We start from the raw sequence: 14,452 nt of genomic DNA, 5'->3' as shown, positions 1-14,452 counted from the left end.
CGGCCTTATGTCGCAAAAACCGAGACACCCCATTGTCGGCATTGGCGCGTCCGCTGGTGGCGTCCCCGCCATGGAAAGCTTCTTCCGAGGCCTGCCCGAGGGTTCCGGCATGGCTTTCATAATCATCACCCATCTCAGTCCCGAACGGGAAAGCCTGCTCCACGAGGTGCTGGGGCGATACACCAGCATGCCGGTGGCGGTCGCGAAAGACGGGGCGGGAGCGGAGCCGGATCACGTCTATGTCATGCCGCAGAACGCCGTCCTGTCGATCAAGGACGGCACGTTGAAGCTCCATCAAACCAATGTGAGCAATCGGGAGCGCAAGCCCATCGACGTCTTCTTCAGCGCCCTGGCCGAGGACCAGGGCGAATACGCGGTCGGCGTTATTCTGTCAGGTGGCGACGGCGATGGAACCCTGGGCGCCAAGATGATCAAGGAGCACGGCGGCTTTGTGCTGGCTCAGGCCGGCGACGGCTCTGGCCCCCGCAACCCCGACATGCCGCAAAGCGCCATTTCCAGCGGCGTCGTCGATATTGCCGTTCCGGCGGAAGAGATGGGTGAGAAGCTCGTCGATTTTACACGCGGCTTCGGCGTGCTCGATCTGTTGAGCGAAGGCGACGGCAAGGTCCCGGCGGAGCACACCGACCGCGCCCGCGAGGAAATCTACGGCATACTGCGCGACCGCTCCGGCCACGATTTCTCCGGATACAAGACCAAGACCTTCATTCGTCGGGTCAAGCGGCGCATGCAGATCAACCAGATGAAGTCCATGAATGGCTACATTGACCTGCTGCGAAAGGATCCGCGCGAGGTCACGTCGCTGTTTCGCGACCTGCTCATCAACGTCACCAATTTCTTTCGCGACGCGGAAGCCTTCGATTCGCTGGAGCAGAAGGTCATTCCGACCTTGTTCGAGGGCAAAACCGCTTCCGACACGGTCAGGGTCTGGGTTCCGGGTTGCGCCACCGGCGAGGAGGTCTATTCGCTCGGCATCCTGCTGCGCGAGCATATGGACAAACTCTCGATGGTGCCCAAAATTCAATTGTTCGCGACCGACATCGATGAACCGGCGCTCACCGTTGCGCGCGCGGCACGCTATCCGGCCAACCTGCTCGAGGGCGTCTCGGAACAAAGAAGAGACCGCTTCTTCGTCCATGAAGGAGGCAGCTTCGTGCTGACCAGCGAAGTGCGTGAACTCTGCATCTTTTCGCCGCACAGCGTCGTCAAGGATCCGCCGTTTTCGCGCATGGATCTGGTTTCATGCCGCAATCTTCTGATCTATTTCGGGCCCGACGTTCAGAATCGGGTTCTCCCCATCTTCCATTACGCCTTGAAACCCGGCGGCTATCTTTTTCTTGGTACGTCGGAGAGCGTAGGCCAACACTCAGACCTCTTCTCCACCGTCGACAAGAAGCAGCGCATTTTCAGGGCCCGCAAGGACGTCGTGCCGAAATCGCGCCTTCCGCTGCTGGTAGGCGAGAACGTCAAAGGCGCTCACCTCTTCTCGGACGGAAGGATGGGGAAGGGCAGCGAGATCGGCAATGGCGCGTTCCGCCAGTCCGTTGAAGCGCAGGTCTTGGACCGCTATGCGCCGCCGCATGTGGTCGTCAACGCCGAAGGTGACGTGGCCTACTATTCCGCGCGGACCGGAAAATATCTCGAAGCCGCTCAAGGCATACCCAGCCGCCAATTGCTGAGCATGGCGCGGCGGGGGCTCCGGCTCGATCTGCGGGCGGCCTTGCGCGAGGCCGCCGCAGGCCGTCAAATCGTCATGCGCGAACACATCGCCATGGATGGCGAGGACGAGCGGGTGCAACTGGTCAACATCATCGTCGAGCCGCTGTCCGAACAGGGCTCAGGCGAGACGTTTTTTCTTGTCCTGTTCCAGCCGGTCGGTCCGTCTCGCGACAAGGCCGAAGCCCAGCACGGGAGTCAGAGCCCAGACGAAATCGCACATATCGAGCGCGACCTGCGCGACACCCGCGAACGGCTGCAATCGACGATTGAAGAGTACGAAACGGCCTTGGAGGAGGTGAAGTCCTCCAACGAGGAACTGGTCTCGGTCAACGAAGAAGCCCAGTCGACCAACGAGGAGTTGGAGGCCTCGAAGGAGGAGATGCAGTCCCTCAACGAGGAGCTGAACACCATAAATGCTGAGCTGACGAACAAGATCGAGGAGCTCGACCACGCAAACAGCGACCTGAAGAACCTGTTCGAGAGCACGGAGATCGCAACCGTGTTTCTCGACCGCGATCTGGTGATCCGTACCTTCACGCCCGCGGCGTCTGCCTATTTCAACCTGCGCGCCTCCGACGTCGGGCGTCCGCTTACCGATCTGTCCAGCCAGTTGGATTATCCGGAAATGCACAACCAGATCCGGCGCGTGTTCCAGACGGGCGAGCCGATCGTTCATCACCTTGCGCGCGACACGCAGGGCCGCTTTCACATGGTCCGGCTTGTTCCCTATCGTGACAAAGGCGGCCGCATCCAGGGCGTCGTGGTGACCCTAGTAGACGTCACGACGCTGGCCGAGGCAGAGGAGCATCAGAAGGTGCTGATCTCCGAACTCAACCACCGCGTGAAGAATATGCTGGCGGTCATTACCAGCATCGCAAACCGCACGGTCGAGAGTTCCACCACCAAGGAAGGTTTCGCCACAGCCCTGCTCGGCCGACTCAACGCGATGGCACGCGCCTATGGCGTGCTCTCGCGGGAGAACTGGACGGAGGTTTCGCTCGGCGAACTGCTCGCTCAGGAAGCCGCGGCCTTCGATCCGGAACGCTTCTCGCTCCATGGCCCGGCGCTTAAATTGAAGCCCCAGCAGGCTTTATCGATCGGCATGGTAATGCACGAACTCGCCACCAATGCGACGAAATACGGCGCGCTGAACAAGGAAGGCGGTGGGGTTGAGGTCGAATGGTCGGTGCATGAGCAGACACTTCAGCTCATCTGGCGCGAGATCGGAGGGCCGCCCGTCACGGAGCCGAAGGAAGGGGGCTTCGGCCTCTCCCTGGTTAGGGGCGAGATAGGCTATCGATTGGGCGGCACGGCTGAAACATTTTTCCATCCGCAGGGTTTGGAGGTGAGGATCTCGTTTCCGCTCGACGAAAAGGCCTGAACGCGATGACCCAATTGCGCATTCTTATTGTCGAGGACGAGTGGCTGATCGCCGAGGACCATGCGGCGATGATTAGAGCCGCCGGACACCGAGTCGTGGGACCGGCCGCTTCGGTCAAGGCTGCGATCGATTGCATGAAAGGAGAAGAATTCGATGCCGCGCTTTTGGACGTTCAACTGAGCGGCGAGGTAAGCTATGGGCTGGCGGACACACTGCGTGAGAAAGTCATACCGTTCGCATTTGTGACCGGTTATTCCCCCTCCGAGATGCCGGCCCGATTTGCCGGGGTTCAGGTGCTGCAAAAACCTGTCGTACCGGCAGTGCTGATCGCAGCGATCATGACACTCTTCGACCAGCAGTCCGCGGGAAAGCAGGAGGCTGGCTAGATGGATGGGAATTCCTGACGGCCAAACGTCCTTGCTCCCGTCCTTCGGTACGACCTTCCCGCTCCGGATTTCACGAGCGCGTCATTTGACGCGCTCTGTCCTTATTTCCTGCCTGGGCCGCTGCCCAATCCGGCCCGCGGCGGTCCGTTCGACGGCAACCGACTGCCATTCCAGCGACAGAGAAGACCCGGAGCAGGTCCTTCGATCGCCAAACATTCCAAGGACGCCAGGGCGACGAAGGGTGGTCGGCAACCTGGAGCTGAGGGACCGACGCGAAGTCGATCCGGTCGTCCGGCACGCTTCCGGCTCGCCGCGCGACATCTCATGCCTCGACACCTCATCAAGAGATGGAGCAGGGTTCAATTGAGGCCCGCCTGATCCCGGCGGGCCTTGCTCGCGCGTATCAGTTCCTGCCCTGGCCGGCATTGGCACACGGGCTACTTATTGCAATTCTGCATGTCCGACGTGGTATTGCCGCTGGCGGTGTTGTTGTCGGTGTCGCTGGCGCCGGTGTCCTTGCAACGGTCGGTCATTCCGTTGGAATTCGTCGTCGAATTGGTGGCATTTGTATCCGTAGTGCCGTTGCCGGTTCCGGCGCCAGTCGCGGTGCCGGTTCCGCTGCCCGCGGTGGTGCCGCCGGAACCAGTGCTTGTTCCGGTGCCACTCCCGGTGCCGTTGGATTGCGCCATGGCCGAAGTCGCAAGGATGATGGCAAATACAGATGCTGAGAGAAGTTTGATCATTGGGGTAGCTCCTACGTTGATCGCTCGATTGCGACATCGACCCAACCTTGATCCATCGGGGATGTTCCAGACAAAATTGGGATCGACATCGGGCCGTTACTCTGCCGGATGCCTCAGAACCATCAACGCCTGCTGTCTTCGTCGTACAGGCGTTCCGTGGCCTGCTTGCTCGCCTGACGCTCGGCGGGTCCCCGCCGCCGCCGCATGAGCAACACAAAGGCCAGCAGGATTGCCAGCAAAACGGGGCCACCAGCTACGACGACCAGCCAAAGGTTACTCTCCAACATCGGGGGATCTCCTTACATTCCGGCCATGGCGGTTTGCATACCGGCCATGGCGGCGAGACGTGACACGCTCATCGAGCGCTATTCGTCGGCCCGCTGCCGGGGCTTATTGGCGGCTGTCGATCCGCGCTCGATGCGGCCTCATCCCTGAAGCGCGCCTTTCCCAACAGGCTGGGGCGTCGAATGTTCCAATTCCGACAACGGGCGCGCCCTCCGCAGCTGTTTTACGGCATTGTTCAGCCTGATCTCAGCCGAAGCAACATGGATCGAAGCGCTCAACGCCGTGCTGACCGGTGAGCCTGACGCGCCGTGGCATGAGCGCGAAGGCGCGTACCCAAGTTCTGTAAATTGAGCGGACATCCACAGAGCCAGTCGGGACGCGTGAGCTTGGACAGGAAGTCTACACATCGCTCGCCCGGGGTGAGACGGGCCCGGGAATTGTTGCGGGCCTCTGCGTCGCATGCATCGCTCTCGTCGCCGATGCACTGCTGAAATCCGGTGCGGCTCGCGCCGCCAGACACGAGGGAGGGATGCATGTCTGAAGTCCGTCGCCTTTCGGCTAACGGCACTGCCCGCCAAGCGCCTGTTGCGCTGGAAGCAAAGGGGGTTTGGAAGGTGTTCGGCTCCGGCGCCAAGACCTTTGGTCGGCTCCCTGCGGCCGAACGCACCCCAGACGCGCTGGCGGCGGCCGACGTGATCGGCGCGGTGCAGGATGCATCTTTCCGCATTGTCCGCGGCGAGGTATTCGTCATCATGGGGCTATCGGGATCGGGAAAATCCACCCTTCTTCGTTGTCCCACCCGGCTGATCGAGTCCACCGAGGGCGAAATCCGCTATGATGGCGAGAATATCCTGGGGCTTGACGAGAAGTCGCTGGTGGAGCTTCGCCGTCGCCGCATGGGAATGGTGTTCCAGCATTTCGCGCTGCTGCCCAACCGGACCGTGCTCGGCAATGTCGCGTTTCCGCTGGAGGTCCAGGGAATGCCGCGGGTCAATGCCGAAGCCCGCGCGGCCGAACTGATCGAAACTGTCGGGCTCAAGGGCCGGGGGGATCGTTTTCCCTCGGAACTTTCAGGCGGCCAGCAGCAGCGCGTCGGCATTGCCCGATCGCTGACCACCAATCCGGAATTCTGGTTCCTGGACGAGCCGTTTTCAGCGCTCGATCCGCTGATCCGAGCGGACCTCCAGGGCGAGGTGCAGCGGCTTCAGCAGACCCAGACACGCACCGTGGTCTTCGTCACCCACGATCTCGACGAAGCGATTCTCTTGGCGGACCGGATCGCGATCATGGAGGGCGGGAGGATCGTCCAGATCGGCACCCCGGAAGAACTGGTGATCCGGCCAGCGACCGACTATGTCCGCCGTTTCGTCGCCAAGGTGTCGCCTGCGCGGGTGGTTCGCGTGTCCTCTCTGATGGCACCCGCCGATGGAGGCAATGCCACCGCAGGTGTCAGGGCCGATGCGACGATCTTCGAGATAGCGCGTGAACTCGTCGCAGCAGAGGGGCCATTGCCTGTCCTGAATGTCGGCGGCAGTCAGGTCGGATATTTGGACCGACAGCGGGCGCTCGCAACACTTGCCGCAGGTGCCTGACTGTTTGCTCTGGCCGTAGGGTGCGTCGCCGATCAGAGCGTGCTTCGGAAGGGGTATATAAAGTTGGCGCGCATGCCTGCGGAAGGGCAGGGCCAAGACCATTAATCATAAGCTGTGCGATAACCGGAATCCGGTTATCGCACAGGTCAGCAAACCACTTATTCTGCCGAGGCCTTTGCAGCCGGGGCGAAGAGCCCGGCTTCGTCAAGGATTCGACGGTGCTTTAGGAGATCGAGCGCGAAGTCGCTGCGATATCTGATGATCAAGGCCGCGCGCCGCTCCGGATCCGATGTCGCATCGATCCCGCCAACTACAGCCGCAATCCTCTCAGAGAGCTGACGGAGCGCTTTCAACTCGTCGGCTTGATCCGCGAGGGCGCGAAGGTTGGCTGAGGTCGATTGGCCGATGCCTACCGGGACGGTTGGGCCAAGGTCAACGTACCCTTCGGGCAATGTGCCCTTCAAGTTTCGCACGGCCTTGAACTGGATGGCGTCGTAGATCTGGTCAACCGCCTGCTTGGCTCCGGCGACACGAGTTGGATGATCGGTGTCGGCCGCGACGTGCGGAAGAAGCTCGAGCTTGCCAGGAAACCGCTCGCTCAGCGGCAGATAGGGTACGAGAGGCCCCCGCAATGTGCCGTTGTCCGCATTGCTGAAGATGTCCGCATCTATCGAAGCATAGCTCACCTTGCCCGCCACAAACGCTGCATCGAGGGCATCGATATCCACGAGTTCGCCGCGATCGTAGTTGATGAGCACCGCCCCGTCGGCGAGCCCGGAGAGCACTTCATGGTTGACCAGACCGGCATTGCTGAACTTGCCAGTTGACGCATCGAGGCGGCCAAGGCCGACATGCACCGAGAGGACGTTGGCATCGATCGCTGCCTTCACCGGGCTGTCGGCGTATTCGAAACCCTCCGCTTCGATCCAGTCTCTGTGAGCTTCACGGGCGTATACGCAAACGCGCATGCCAAACGCCTTCGCCAGCTTGGCCACCTCCCTGCCGATGTTGCCGTATCCCAGGACGGCAAGTTTCTGCCCTTCGAGTTTTGCTGTCGGGAAGTCCTTCAGGTCGCGCCCCGTGTCGAAATTCCCGGCCACCGTCCTGCCATGCAGTTCATCGACCGGAAGATTGGGAACGACCTTGATAAGGGCCTTCATGACCATCTGGGCCGTGGCGCGGCTGTTGATGCCCGGGGTGTTCATCAGCGGCGCGACACCGCCGACACCGTCAGGGCCGCCCCACGAGGCGGAGCCCATGTTTCCCGTTCCGGCGCCAATCCTCACGCCGCCAAGCGGAAACACCGACTGCCTGGGAATGAAAGTGGCCGCCGTGATCAGGGCATCGTACTCTTCCTGGGCCGTGCATCCCAGAAGCTCGGCTTCCGTGCTTAGCCCCGGCTGATAGAAGAAGTGGATCCTCCCTCCTTCCAGTGCGCTTCGGTCCTGGAGCGGACCAAAGTGGAATTCGCCTCCCTTCTTACGGATGTATGCGGCGATCTCACTGCAGTCGGGCGAGCCGTCCTTCCCCATTCGCAGGCCGAGCAAATCGGCGATCAGGACCGTGTAGGCGCGCTTCGGATCATCTTTCCTGGCCAAGCCGTCGGCGGAGGCGGCGCGGTCGAACCGCTCGCCTTGCGCCGCGAGTTCCTCTTCGAGGACGGCGATCTTCGCCCTGCGGTAGGCATAGGCGAGGTTGTCGAGGAGAAGGCGGATATCCTCGGCATCGCGGATGCCCCCGATCCATGCCCGGTAGTCGCCAGGCATGCCAGGGAATGCGTTCACATACCGGGCAGCATCCAGACCTTTCTCGTGTTCGCCATTCACGTGCGTAATGCCCTCGTAGCCAAGAAGCTGCTTCGAGCGTGCAATGATCCGGGCGTGGATCTGCTTGTCGGCGATATCGGGGTCGTTGACTTTCAGAAGAACGACGGCCGCCCCGCGCTTTTCGGGCTCTTTGACGGTGAAGCTCAGGAGCGAGCTGTTGTCGATCCAATCGGAGATTACTCGGCGGTTTTCTACCGAGCGGCGGTTCATGTCGCTTGCCGATCCGACACGCTTGGCAGTTTGAAGAAGGCCGAACGTGGTTTCGGCGAATGCGAGCGCGCTGTATGTGTTGATGACTCCGCCGAGCATGCGGTGCTGGCCCGCGTCGTAGAAGGGGCCGATCGCCCACGACCTCTTTCCGCTGATCGGGAGCTTCGCGTCGACGGGCGGTGCCAGCTTCAACTGGCGGGGGATAGCCCATGCAGGGTCGTTCAGGTTGTCCTCGATGAGCTTCAATGCCTGGGGGGTGAATGAAATGACGAAGTACCCTGAGATGCCGCCGATCGCTTTCTGGAACGGCATGAACACGCAGCACTTCGCGAGGACTTCCCGCACGAGATCTTCGCCCCAAGGCATCGCCCCGAGCATGGACGTTGCGTCGAACACGGCGTGGCGGTTTTCAGGATCGCCATCGAGCCACTTCAGAAGTTCCTCAACCTCGGATCGGCTATAGGAGTTCGCGCCCGTGGTCTCGTGCCCGACGCCGACGAAGAGAGTCGTCCCGAGAGCCTCGAGCTCGGCCGCAGCAGGGATCGACCCTTCGACGGTCGCGAACTGAACTCTGTCGGCGCTGCCGTTCTTCGCAAACTTCTGGAGTTCGAGAACCTGCGTCGCCCAGGACTGCCTGAAGAATCCAGCGCCGTCGGACTCGGCGGCTTCCGGCTTCGTAGTGTCGACATAGACGCGCTGCTTGGCGTCGTTCGGGTTCATGAGATGCAAGACCGCGACCGTAAAGCCGCTGTGCCCTCCACCTAGTCCCACGGCCATCGGATTCTGCTTCGGAAATTCGAAGTATTGATGGATGGAGCGCATCATGTCGGTTAGAATCTTGTCTGCCGGATAGCCTCGATGCATGCTGCGGCCAATCTCAGCCGTCGTGAACGGACCAAGGTCGTTGCCCTTGTCGTCGAGCTTGCGGTAGTTGGCCTCCAACCAGGCATCGAACTCGACCCGACGCAGCCTTCCCGCAACCTCGTCGATGGTCGCGTCCGTAATAGGACCCACTCCGAAGAAGGGATTCGACGGGGCCTTTGGAGGGCCTGAGCGAGTGATGTTCCTCTCGCGGTCAAGTTGTTCCTTCATCTCAGCAATAGTCGACATGCGGGAGCTATCCTCTCTGTGAGACACTGTTTGTGCTCGCAAATGCGCGGTTCGTGCCGGGTATTACCGTGCCAACAGCGCACCACGTTTCGCGGCGGCATGGATACCCGTCTGCTGGCGGATGCGAGCTAGATCGTAAATGTCCGTTTGTGGCTGCGATGCTTGCGACAATCACACCACCAGTTTGAGACATCTGCCCGGATTCTTTCGCCGGGTCGCCTGATCTGTGATCAGCGACCGCCCATCCGCTGGGCCTCGCCTCAGCTCGAACCCGCTGACCTGTACTTGCTGGGAGGCTGGCCGAACGTCTTGCCCCAGCTTTGCGTCCGCCACTGCATCATGCGTCGGTCCCAATCTATTTGAGCTGGAAACCGTGGGCCAGGGGATCACGATCATCCACGAATATGATGTTGTGGCCGATGATCCGTGCCCAGCCGCCGACGCTCGGCCGAATCCCTTTGAAAGGTCCAACACCAATCTCTGCCTCAACACGGCCCTCGAACACCGTGCCGATCAGACTTTCCTGGCGGAAGCTATTGCCAACTTTCAGGCCTCCCTTGCCATGGAGCTGCGCCATGCGCGCCGAGGTCCCTGTGCCGCCCGGCGAACGGTCGATCGCCTTGTCGCCATAGAACACCGCGCCGCGGCCGTCGGCATCGCTGCCCGAAGGCCTGTCGCACCAGATGGCGTGATGCACGCCGCTGATCCTCTCGTCCTCGGGATGGACCGGATTGCAGACGGGTGCCAAGGCGTCGCGCAGACGCCGACTGAGGTCGATGATGTCGCTCGCCGACATGCCGTCCAACCCCTGCCAAAATTCCTGCGGCTCGATAACCGCGTAGAAATTGCCGCCGTAAGCAATGTCGACGACGAGCGGGCCGAGCCCTGGAACATCGACGCTGACATCGGCCGCATGGAGATAGCTCGCGACGTTGAACATCCGCACGGACTCTACGAACTCGCCTGGCTTCTCATACTGGATATCCACTCTTCCCGCCGGTGTCTCGATCGAGAGCCTGCCCGGGACACGCGGCGTTACGAGGCCCTCTTCGATGGCTGCCGTTACCAGTCCGATCGTGCCGGCGCCGCACATCGGCAGGCAGCCGCTGACTTCGATGAAGATGACGGCGAAATCACAGTCCTCGCGATATGCGGGGTAGATGATGGCGCCCGACATGATGTCGTGCCCGCGCGGCTCGAACATGAGAGCCTGGCGGATCCAGTCATGCTCGCGCATGAACAGCTCGCGGCGCTCGGCGATCGGGGCGCGTGGCAGCAAGGGACCGCCGCCGACGACGAGCCGAACCGGATTGCCGCATGTGTGGGCATCTATGCAGAAGAAGCTGCGGCGCATGATCTTACAATTCCTCCCTTCAGGCGGTCTTTGCCGCGCCGGGTGCGCGGCTGCGCTGCAGAGCGCCCCTCGAAAACCTGTCAAGGAAGATGGCGATTGCGACGATCGATAGACCGGCCCGCAGGCCGAGGCCCATCTCCATACGGGTCAAACCACGGGTCACTTCCGCGCCGAGGCCACCCGCGCCGACCAGTCCGGCCAGCACCACCATCGCCAACGAGAGGAGGATGCATTGGTTGAGGCCGACAATGAGGGTCGGAGTTGCGGATGGGATTTCGATCTTGAAGAGAATGGATCGCGGCGAAGCGCCCGTGGCCTGCCCAAGTTCCAGCAGGTCTTTCGGAACCTGGTTGAAGGCGAGCGTCGTCAGGCGCAGCATCGGCGGAATGCCGTAGATGATCGTGGCGATGATCGCCGGAACGCGGCCGAGGCTGAAGATCATGACCGCCGGGATGAGATAGACCCATGGCGGCACGGTCTGCATGATGTCGAGCACCGGCCGGATCGCGGCCTCGAACTTCTTGTAGCGCGAGGCCATGATGCCGAGCGGGAAGGCGGCCGAGACTGAGATGATCACCGCCACCGTCACCAGCGCCAGCGTCTGCATCGACGCGGCCCAGAAGCCGGCTAGCAGGCAGAAGGCAAGTGCGATGACAGTGACGATCGCAACCCGGATGCCAACGAGAAAGAAAGCAAGCGCCACGGCCACCACGATCGTCACATAGGCAGGCGGATAGAGCAGGGCGGCCTCGATTCCGCTTAAGACAGCCTCGATCAATCTGGCCACGGCATCGAAGAACGGATGGAAATTGGTGTTCAGCCAATCCACGGCGGGGGCGAGGTAAGCCCCCGGCGAAAAGCTGGGCAGAGCGAAATTCATCTTGTGACTCCCTTGGCTCGGCGGGCTGCGCTCTGCGTGAGCCTGTCGAGCACCATGGTCAGGATGACGATGGCGATCGCGGCATTGATCGACGTGGCGATGTCGAGCGTGCGCACGGCCGAATAGATTGTCTCGCCGAGACCGCCCGAACCGACGATGCCTGCGATGACGACCATGCCGAATGCCATCATCAGGCTCTGGTTGATGCCCGCCATCACGCTTGGAATGGCGAAAGGAAGCCTGATCTTCACGAACATCTGCCACGGGGTCAGGCCGGTCGCGTGTCCCAACTCCACGAATTCGCGCGGCGTCATGCGGATGCCGAGCGCGGTGAGCCGGATGGCCGGCGGCATGGCGACGATGAAGGTGGCGACGAGCGCGGTCGCCGGCCCGTAGCCCAGCAGCGCGATCGCCGGCAGAAGGTAGATGTAAGGCGGCAGGGTCTGGATCAGGTCGAGTATCGGCTCGAGGAAGCGATCGAATGCACGCACGAATCCTGCCACGATGCCAATCGGAATGCCGAACAGCAGCGCCAGCATGGTGGCGGTGATCACCAGGGCGAGCGTGCTCATTGTTTCGGCCCAGAGACCCATCACCGCGCATAAGACGAGGGCAAGACCGGCGAGTACGCCGGCGAAGCTGTTGATCAACCGCCACGCGACCAGCGCCGCGACGATCGCGATCACATAAAACGGTGCGAGCTGCAGCAGCCAGAGGACACCGTTATAGGTTCCTTCAAGCACTGCCCTCAGCGTTTCGAACAGCCAGTCGCCATTGTCGCTGATCCAGCCGAGAGCCGTGTCCGTCCAGCTGTCGAACGTGTCGGTTATGGTCGAGATGTCCATGACGCTCCTCCTGAGCTATGCAGCGACCAGCTCTCCGGTGGGCTTGCCGGCGACACCACGCAATAAGCCGCGGATAGTGACGATGCCGACGACAGTCCCGTCCTCGACCACAGCTACCGCATCGCGATCGGACTGCGTGGTCAGATCGATGAGCTCACCGATGTCGGCTTCGGGTGAAGTCCGGGGAAGCGCGTTCACGTCGCATTGCGGCTGCGAATTCTTGAACTCGCCGACGGGGCGCATTACTGAATGGGCCTTGACCAGATGAATCCTGGAAATGCCCGCGACGAAATCGGAGACGTAGTCGTCCGCGGGTTTGGTCACGATGTCCTCGGCCGTCCCGATCTGGACGATGACGCCGTCCTTCATGATGGCGATGCGGTCGCCGATGCGGATGGCTTCCTCGAGATCGTGCGTGATGAAGACCGCGGACTTGCCGAGCGACTTGGTCAACTCGCGGAACTCGTCCTGCAATTGGCGGCGGATGAGCGGGTCGAGCGCGCTGAACGGCTCGTCCATGAGGATGATTTCCGGGTCGGCCGCCAGCGCCCGGGCGAGGCCTACGCGCTGCTGCATGCCGCCGGACAGTTCCGAGGGATAGCGCGAGGTCCAATCGGCAAGCCCAACCTTTTCCAGCGCCGCGCGGGCGATTTTGTTTCGCTCTTCCTTGGCAATGCCTCGCACCTCTAGGCCGAAGCCGGCGTTCTCAAGGACCGTGCGGTTAGGCAGAAGCGCGACGCTCTGGAACACCATGCCGATGTTCCGGGCACGCATGTCGCGCAGCTCGGCGGCATTGAGCTTCGCAATCTCCTTTCCCTTGACGGTGATATTGCCGAGGCTCGGCTCGATCAGGCGATTGAGCAGTCGGATCAGCGTCGACTTGCCGCTTCCCGAGAGGCCCATGACGCAGAAGATCTCGCCGCGGCCGACCTGGAACGTGGCATCGGCGACGCCGACCACGCAGTCGAATTCCTGCAGCACCTGCTTCTTGGAAAGCCCGCGCTCCAAGATGGCTTTGACGGCGGCTGGCGCGCGGCTCCCGAAAACCTTCCACACGGATTTGCAGTCGACGAGAACTTCGTTGGGGGCATTCAAGGCAGTGTTCATTGCATTCCCCATCGGCCACCAATGGCCATCGTGTTTGAAGGCGGGCAGCCGGTTCGGCGGCCCGCCATGCCAGCGTCACTCGCTCTTGATGTTTTCCCAGCGCTTCAGGAGATCGGCATGAGCTTCAGTCCAGGCCTTGACGGCTTCATCCATCTTCTTGCCGTCGCTGACCGCTCCGTTGATCGCGGTGATATCGGCGAGCGGCACATAGACTGAGGCGATGACCTCGCGAGCATGCGGATGGTCAGCCGAGAAACCCTTCCTGGCGATCCAGTAATAGCTCTGCGGCGGCGGGAAGACACCCTTGGGGTCCTTCAGGAACTTCACCGGAAATTTTTGCATCATCCAGGACGGCTCCCAGATCGTGACGGCGATCCATTCCTTGCGATCGATGGCCGATTTCAGGGCGGCCGTCATGGCGGCCGTGCTGCCTTCGACCAGCTGCAGCTTCAGGCCGTAGTCCTTCACCGCCTTGGCAGCGTCGCGCATCAGGCCCGAGCCAGGTTCGATGCCCACGATCTTGCCGCCGAACTTGTCGGCGTTGTCGTTCAGCTGATCCGTCGAATCGATTGTCACGTAGTTCGGCACCGCAATGGCCTGGTACAGGCCGTGCGAAACCGGGGAGACCTTCTCGAGACGCTTCTTGTTCTTGTCCCAATAATCCTGGGCGACATAGTCGGTCTGCGAGGCGAGCAGTTGAATGTCGCCCTTGGTCAGCGCGGCGTAGGCGATGCCCCATTCGGAGAAGTCGACCACCTTGACAGTGTAGCCTGCGTCTTCCAGCACCTTCTTGGTGATGCCGGTGATGGGAGTGAGATCCTCCCACGACATCGTTCCCATGGTGATGGTCTTTTCCTCGGCCTGGGCCGAAAACATGGTCATCCCGACCATCGCGGCAGCGCAGAGCGCTTTCCACAACGTCTTCATGTTCCTCACTCCTTAGTTTTCGTTTCCATTCCCATTTTGAAGACTTTGCGCCTGCTCAGCCTTCACATT

11 protein-coding genes are annotated in these 14,452 nt (G+C 61.5%); 3 read left to right on the top strand and 8 right to left on the bottom strand.

All coding sequences use genetic code 11. The features are described 5' to 3' along the window. The first annotated feature begins 7 nt into the window (after window positions 1–7). Both FJ938_RS00380 and FJ938_RS00375 read left to right on the top strand, forming a co-directional pair. Window positions 8–3,118, top strand: a complete 3,111-nt coding sequence (locus FJ938_RS00380; RefSeq protein ID WP_140690196.1) for a CheR family methyltransferase — start codon at window positions 8–10, stop codon at window positions 3,116–3,118. 5 nt (window positions 3,119–3,123) lie between these two features. Then, window positions 3,124–3,504, top strand: coding sequence for a response regulator (locus tag FJ938_RS00375; RefSeq protein ID WP_140690194.1), 381 nt, complete (start codon window positions 3,124–3,126; stop codon window positions 3,502–3,504). A 437-nt stretch (window positions 3,505–3,941) separates the two neighbouring features. On the opposite strand, the gene FJ938_RS00370 is transcribed toward FJ938_RS00375, so the two are convergent. After that, window positions 3,942–4,247, bottom strand: a complete 306-nt coding sequence (locus FJ938_RS00370) for a hypothetical protein (protein ID WP_140690192.1) — start codon at window positions 4,245–4,247, stop codon at window positions 3,942–3,944. A gap of 122 nt (window positions 4,248–4,369) precedes the next feature. After that, window positions 4,370–4,534 (bottom strand): hypothetical protein, encoded by a 165-nt coding sequence (locus FJ938_RS29280; RefSeq protein ID WP_181168915.1) that lies wholly within the window; start codon window positions 4,532–4,534, stop codon window positions 4,370–4,372. A gap of 612 nt (window positions 4,535–5,146) precedes the next feature. On the opposite strand from FJ938_RS29280, the gene FJ938_RS00360 reads away from it, so the two are divergent. Beyond that, entirely contained in the window at window positions 5,147–6,124 is a 978-nt protein-coding gene (locus FJ938_RS00360) for an ATP-binding cassette domain-containing protein (protein ID WP_246673116.1), read from the top strand. A gap of 158 nt (window positions 6,125–6,282) precedes the next feature. Here the strand turns inward: FJ938_RS00360 and FJ938_RS00355 are convergent, their stop codons facing one another. From FJ938_RS00355 to FJ938_RS00330, 6 genes are all read right to left on the bottom strand, one after another. Then, the gene (locus FJ938_RS00355) at window positions 6,283–9,270 is read right to left on the bottom strand and encodes an NAD(P)-dependent oxidoreductase (RefSeq protein WP_140690174.1); all 2,988 of its coding nucleotides are present in this window, start codon (window positions 9,268–9,270) and stop codon (window positions 6,283–6,285) included. A gap of 355 nt (window positions 9,271–9,625) precedes the next feature. Next, the gene (locus FJ938_RS00350) at window positions 9,626–10,624 is read right to left on the bottom strand and encodes a 4-hydroxyproline epimerase (protein WP_140690172.1); all 999 of its coding nucleotides are present in this window, start codon (window positions 10,622–10,624) and stop codon (window positions 9,626–9,628) included. Between the two features lie 19 nt (window positions 10,625–10,643). Continuing rightward, window positions 10,644–11,504 carry an ABC transporter permease subunit gene (locus FJ938_RS00345; RefSeq protein WP_140690170.1) on the bottom strand — a complete coding sequence of 287 codons (861 nt, stop codon included), beginning with the start codon at window positions 11,502–11,504 and terminating at the stop codon, window positions 10,644–10,646. Beyond that, window positions 11,501–12,349: an ABC transporter permease subunit gene (locus FJ938_RS00340; RefSeq protein ID WP_140690167.1), complete on the bottom strand. Its 849-nt coding sequence runs from the start codon at window positions 12,347–12,349 to the stop codon at window positions 11,501–11,503. Before FJ938_RS00340 ends, FJ938_RS00345 begins: the two co-directional genes overlap by 4 nt. Window positions 12,350–12,364: 15 nt before the next feature. After that, window positions 12,365–13,456 (bottom strand): glycine betaine/L-proline ABC transporter ATP-binding protein, encoded by a 1,092-nt coding sequence (locus FJ938_RS00335; RefSeq protein WP_140690165.1) that lies wholly within the window; start codon window positions 13,454–13,456, stop codon window positions 12,365–12,367. Window positions 13,457–13,531: 75 nt separating this feature from the next. Beyond that, complete coding sequence (locus FJ938_RS00330; protein ID WP_140690163.1) at window positions 13,532–14,383, bottom strand: glycine betaine ABC transporter substrate-binding protein; 852 nt, start codon at window positions 14,381–14,383, stop codon at window positions 13,532–13,534. Window positions 14,384–14,452: the final 69 nt, after the last annotated feature.

Source organism: Mesorhizobium sp. B2-4-14 (assembly GCF_006442155.1).
Classification (GTDB): domain Bacteria; phylum Pseudomonadota; class Alphaproteobacteria; order Rhizobiales; family Rhizobiaceae; genus Mesorhizobium.
This window is presented reverse-complemented; position numbering and strand designations above follow the sequence as displayed.

Excerpts from the sequence above, each read along its gene's own strand:
- FJ938_RS00370 (WP_140690192.1), bottom strand. The coding sequence starts at position 4,247 with ATGATCAAACTTCTCTCAGCATCTGTATTTGCCATCATCCTTGCGACT.
- FJ938_RS00350 (WP_140690172.1), bottom strand. The coding sequence starts at position 10,624 with ATGCGCCGCAGCTTCTTCTGCATAGATGCCCACACATGCGGCAATCCG.
- FJ938_RS00335 (WP_140690165.1), bottom strand. The coding sequence starts at position 13,456 with ATGAACACTGCCTTGAATGCCCCCAACGAAGTTCTCGTCGACTGCAAA.
- FJ938_RS00375 (WP_140690194.1), top strand. The coding sequence starts at position 3,124 with ATGACCCAATTGCGCATTCTTATTGTCGAGGACGAGTGGCTGATCGCC.
- FJ938_RS29280 (WP_181168915.1), bottom strand. The coding sequence starts at position 4,534 with ATGTTGGAGAGTAACCTTTGGCTGGTCGTCGTAGCTGGTGGCCCCGTT.
- FJ938_RS00355 (WP_140690174.1), bottom strand. The coding sequence starts at position 9,270 with ATGTCGACTATTGCTGAGATGAAGGAACAACTTGACCGCGAGAGGAAC.
- FJ938_RS00345 (WP_140690170.1), bottom strand. The coding sequence starts at position 11,504 with ATGAATTTCGCTCTGCCCAGCTTTTCGCCGGGGGCTTACCTCGCCCCC.
- FJ938_RS00340 (WP_140690167.1), bottom strand. The coding sequence starts at position 12,349 with ATGGACATCTCGACCATAACCGACACGTTCGACAGCTGGACGGACACG.
- FJ938_RS00330 (WP_140690163.1), bottom strand. The coding sequence starts at position 14,383 with ATGAAGACGTTGTGGAAAGCGCTCTGCGCTGCCGCGATGGTCGGGATG.
- FJ938_RS00380 (WP_140690196.1), top strand. The coding sequence starts at position 8 with ATGTCGCAAAAACCGAGACACCCCATTGTCGGCATTGGCGCGTCCGCT.